The 4464-nt window shown below is 59.3% G+C and carries 4 protein-coding genes; 3 read left to right on the plus strand and 1 reads right to left on the minus strand.

What is annotated here, in order from left to right; all coding sequences use genetic code 11:
* The first annotated feature begins 60 nt into the window (after nucleotides 1-60).
* The 3 genes from NW815_RS11340 (at nucleotide 61) to NW815_RS11350 (ending at nucleotide 4050) form a co-directional block, all read left to right on the plus strand.
* Nucleotides 61-831, plus strand: coding sequence for a hypothetical protein (locus NW815_RS11340; protein ID WP_414389808.1), 771 nt, complete (start codon nucleotides 61-63; stop codon nucleotides 829-831).
* Nucleotides 832-1041: 210 nt separating this feature from the next.
* The gene (gene cax / locus NW815_RS11345) at nucleotides 1042-2160 is read left to right on the plus strand and encodes a calcium/proton exchanger (RefSeq protein ID WP_414416022.1); all 1119 of its coding nucleotides are present in this window, start codon (nucleotides 1042-1044) and stop codon (nucleotides 2158-2160) included.
* Between the two features lie 39 nt (nucleotides 2161-2199).
* Nucleotides 2200-4050 carry a mechanosensitive ion channel family protein gene (locus NW815_RS11350; RefSeq protein ID WP_414391101.1) on the plus strand — a complete coding sequence of 617 codons (1851 nt, stop codon included), beginning with the start codon at nucleotides 2200-2202 and terminating at the stop codon, nucleotides 4048-4050.
* Between the two features lie 96 nt (nucleotides 4051-4146).
* Here the strand turns inward: NW815_RS11350 and NW815_RS11355 are convergent, their stop codons facing one another.
* Entirely contained in the window at nucleotides 4147-4386 is a 240-nt protein-coding gene (locus tag NW815_RS11355) for a DNA-directed RNA polymerase subunit omega (protein ID WP_011433877.1), read from the minus strand.
* Between the last annotated feature and the right edge of the window lie 78 nt (nucleotides 4387-4464).

Below are 4464 nucleotides of genomic sequence, written 5' to 3' on the forward strand. Positions count from 1 at the left end.
GCGTCAGCATGAGTGTGGGAGTATGTCACGTACCTTTAAGGCTGAGCGCAGAGGGATCCCATGGCGATCATCGTCCTGAAAGCCTGGTATTTGGATTCGGTGTTGTCTGCTTCTCAAGTCCAACAGAGGGCCCCCGACCTGCGCCTGAGCCGTACCGGCCTCTTGAAGACGGCGATGCGGGCCGACTTTCTCGACGATGTGGAGCAGGTGAAGGCTTCCCTGTGGTGGCAGCGCTACCTGGAAGGAGAGCTGGTGGAGTTTTACATCGAGGGCAGCGGCGCCTACAGCATCTCCAACCTGGATTTGATCAGCCGTGAGATCTACTTTAATAAGCGGGCCACTCTGAACATGACCGAGCCCGTCATCTACTTCTGCGGCCAATCGGATTACCCCAACTCCAGCGCCACTCTGCACCGGGCATTGCAAGCCGTGGTAGAGACCCTCAATCGCGACCACAGACCGGTCGTGCCCCTGCAGCTGCAGGGATCCCTTCCCGCTGAGGCTGAGACCCCGCTCATCGATGCGGCCTTGATTCGCAAGCTCAAGCACGCGCTGCTGGTGGTGGCCGATGTAACCCCTGTGCAGGTGAATGGCCGGGGGCGTCCCCTACCCAGCCCCCAGGTCTGTCTGGAGTTGGGCTATGCCCTGCAATCGAAGCGCCCTGAACAATTGCTGCTGGTACAACTCCCCCGCGACGGCATCGAGGGATCCTTTCCCTTTGAGGTAGAGGGCAGCAGTTTTTTGAAAATCGCCGATCCCCAGCATCTGTCCGATCAATTGGGAGCCGAGATCGCCCGGCAGTTGCAGCGCAACCGGGTTATCTCCCTCTAGCCAGCAGCACCTATCCAACCTCCCCTCGCAGCCGTTAGACTCTTGGAGATGGTCACTCCTGGCCATGGGGGATCTGGCTCCCCGAAACCCAAACAGCCTCCATCGTCGCTACCTTTTCTCCCCTTGTGAACCATGACCCTGGCTAACGCAAATCCTTTGGTTTCGCCGGATCGCTCTGCGGCAGGTTGGCAGAGAGGTCTGAACAGCATAATGTTCCTGCTGCTGTTGGGGGTTCCCCTATCTTGGGTGGGGCACTTCCGGGGCTGGGATCCCAACCTGGTCTTCCTCTGTGCGGCTTTGGCGGTGGTGGCCTTGGCAAAGTTTATGGGTCAGGCCACGGAAGAGATTGCAGCCTTGACAGGGCCGACAGTCGGGGGGCTGATCAACGCCACCTTTGGCAATGCGGCGGAGTTAATCATCGGCTTGGTGGCACTGCGGGCGGGGCTGGTGGATGTGGTAAAAGCCTCCATCACCGGCGCGATCATCAGTAACCTGCTCCTGGTGACCGGCTTGGCCATGTTTTTGGGCGGGATCAAGTTTCGGGAGCAGAGCTTTCGACCCGAGGTGGCCCGCATGAATGCCTCGGTGATGAACCTGGCGGTGGTGGCCTTGATCTTGCCCAGTGTGGTCACCTATGCCGATGCCAACTTGGGGGAGATCTCCATCCAAGAGCTATCCACGGCGGTAGCCCTGGTGCTGATCGGGGTTTACGGTCTTACTTTGCTGTTTTCCCTCAAAACCCACAGCTACCTCTACACCCTTCACGAAGCGGAAGCCGCAGAAGATGAGGCGGCCAGTCGCCTGGCCCCCAATCCGGTTTTGCAGGCGGAGGGATCCATTCCCCAAGTGCTGACGGCTCCACCTGAGCGGGCCGGTTTGGGGTTTTGGGTGCCGATCCTCTTGGGGTTGACGGTGCTGGTGGCGCTGGAGTCGGAACTGTTGGTGAGCACTCTAGAGGATACGCTGGAACACTTTCACATGACGCCGCTGTTTATGGGGGTGATTTTGTTGCCGATCATCGGCAACGCGGCAGAGCATGCGACGGCGATCACGGTGGCCATGAAAGACAAGATGGATCTCTCCTTCTCGGTGGCGCTGGGCTCGACGATGCAAATTGCCCTGTTTGTGGCACCTCTGCTGGTGCTGGCCGGGGATGTGCTGCATCAGCCCATGAACTTCAACTTCGGCATGGTAGAGTTGGTGGCCATTGCCGTCTCGGTGCTGCTGATCAATTCCGTTAGCAGCGATGGGCGATCCAACTGGCTGGAAGGGCTACTGCTCTTGGCCACCTACGCCATCCTTGGGATTGCCTTCTTCTTTCTGGAGTGAGGTTGTTCAAGTGCTTCGCACCGCTGACGCGAACGGCTCATGCTGCACAAACTGCGATCGGTAGACAAGCCGAAGCCGGGGAAAACGGGATCCCTGTTTTGGCCTCTCCTTTTCAGTGCATCTCTTGCCCTATCCCCCATAATCAGGCCCGCATGGGGGCAGGAAACTGCTGAAAACAACGGCACCGCCCCCAACCTGCCTTTGCTCAACCGTTTGGATGCCCTAGAAGAGCTGCGGCAAGCGCTTAGCCTCCCCACCTCTTCTATCCAGGCGAAGGCCGTGACGCTGGATGGGCGGCATTTGTTTGTGGTTACTGCTCCCCAGGGGGATCCCGGCAGCCTGCCGCCGGTGTTGCAGCGGGTACGCTCCATTGAACAAACCCTGCACCAGTTGGCCAGCGCCGGATTCGATCCAGAGGCGCTGCAGGTTGAAGTCACCCTGGACGGCCAGACCAACCAGCCTGTTATCCGGGTGAATGGGCGACATTTGCTGACCATCACCTCCCTCGATGCTCAATTCCAGGGCGCCCAACCCATGGACTGGGCTGAGCAGGTAGCCGGCATTGTTGAGGAAGCGCTGCGCACTTCGCAACGGGAGCGGCAGCCGCCATTTTTGCGCCGCCAAGCGGTGATTGCCCTCGGCATCCTGGCTGTGGTAGGGAGCCTGAGCCAGCTCTGCCAGCGAAAACGGCGACGGCTGCAGCAAAAACGCGATGCCCTGCAGACGGAATACCAGGCCATCCAAGCAGAGATTCAGGAGCGCCTAGCGGGGGAAGAGCAGCCGGGCGTGGATCCCGTCTTGGTCGAACAACAGGCCGGACGCAAACGGCAGGAATCCTACTTGGAGCTGCAAATTCGCCTGCTGCGCCTGGTGCAAATTGGCCTGTGGGTGGGCGGAGTTGGGGTGAGCTTGGGCCTTTTCCCGCAAACGCGACCCCTGCAAACGTTTTTCCTGGTTTCGCTGCGCGGCCCTCTGTTGCGGTTGGTAGGGGTGGGCCTGGCCACCTATGGCAGTGTTTGGCTGAGTGGACTGGTACTCGATAACCTCTTTGCTGCCCTGCGCCAAGAGCAAAATGCCCCCACCTATCGCCTCAGCAAACGCCTCAGCACCTTTGCCAGCGTCTCTAAAGGAGCTGCAGCCACTACCCTGGTTTTGCTTGGATCCCTGGCTGGCCTGGCCTCGGTGGGGGTCAATATTGGCCCCTTAGTGGCCAGCCTAGGCTTTATTGGGCTGGGGATTTCCCTGGCTGCTCAGGATCTGATTAAGGACGTGATCAATGGGCTGTTGATTTTGATCGAAGATCAATTTGCCGAAGGGGATGTGATCGTGGTGGACGGGCGGGGCGGCCTCGTGGAACACATGGATCTGCGGCTAACCCAGTTGCGCAACACCGAAGGCAGCTTGATCTCCATTCCCAACAGTGCCATCCGGGTGGTGGAGAACCTCTCCAACGGCTGGTCACGGGTGGATCTGGGGATCATGATTGCCTATGAAAACGATCTGGAACAGGCAATACGCATCACCGAGCAGGTGGCTCTGCAGATGTACCGGGAGCCAGCTTGGCGGGAAAAAATCCTCGAGCCCCCCGAAATGCACGGTGTCGATGATCTGGGGGAGCGGGGGATCACGCTGCGCATTTGGATCAAGGTGCAGCCCCTGCAGCAGTGGAGGGTGGCGCGGGAATACCGCCGTCGCCTCAAGCACGCCTTCGATCAAGCAGGGATCCAGATTCCTTTCCCACAGCAGACCCTCTGGTTCCACAGCCCCTTGGAGATGCGCATCCAGGGTCTCAGCCCAGAGGAGACCCACCGCCTGCTGCACCTAATGGAATCGCGGCTCGAGGCTCGCCTGCGGGAAAGGGATCCCGTTCCAAGCGACTTGACAAATTGACAAAATAGGCGGCTGCCGAAAGCTTCTACCCTTAGCCGCTCAGCCGGCTAGCAGTTTCAACAGGGCGGTCGCGCCAGCAGGCCGCAAGTCTAGTGACTACTCATCGCCGATGATTTCCGGCTCGGTCAGCTCATCCGACATTTCGATGACGGCGCGGCGGATTGGCTTCATCCAGCCATCTTCTATATCATCCGGATCCTCGTAGCGGCGGCGCTTGGCGCGGTTGGCCACCTGTACCGTGATGCGATAGCGATTTTTGGAAGCGTTGATCAGAGCCTCTACCCGACGCATCAGCTCGTCATTGTCAATAGCCAGTTGATTCTTGCGGGAAGCCATAATCGCAGTCTTAAATCTTGATATCTTGTTGCCACCGGGATCCCAAGGGGACTCCGTCCCGCTACCGCGAAAGGACTC

The sequence above is a fragment of the Synechococcus sp. R6-7 genome (assembly GCF_047461695.1).
GTDB lineage: Bacteria > Cyanobacteriota > Cyanobacteriia > Thermostichales > Thermostichaceae > Thermostichus.